1 protein-coding gene is annotated in these 270 nt (G+C 58.5%); it reads left to right on the plus strand.

Annotation, left to right across the window (positions count from 1 at the left end; genetic code table 11):
• Positions 1–270 (plus strand): transporter substrate-binding domain-containing protein (locus SB771_RS34625; RefSeq protein WP_410721990.1); only part of this gene is annotated, 270 nt, incomplete at both ends.

Raw genomic sequence — 270 nt, forward strand, 5'->3', positions numbered from 1 at the left:
CAAGGCGCGCGGCTATCTGAGCGTCGCGACCGAGGATGACTACACCCCGTTCGAATTCGTTGCTGAAGGCAAGAACACCGGCTATGACAACGATCTGCTCGCGCTGGTACGCAAGAAGATCGGTGTGGACGTGAAACAGCAAGTCATGCCGTGGTCCGGCATTCTGCCGGGCGTGACCACCGGCAAATACGACATGGCGCTGACCGCCGTGCTCGTCACCGAAGAGCGCAAAAAGATCTTTGACTTCGCAACCCCGACCTGCGAATCCAT

The sequence above is a fragment of the Burkholderia sp. SIMBA_051 genome, from assembly GCF_046534915.1.
Taxonomy (GTDB): Bacteria; Pseudomonadota; Gammaproteobacteria; order Burkholderiales; family Burkholderiaceae; genus Burkholderia; species Burkholderia ambifaria.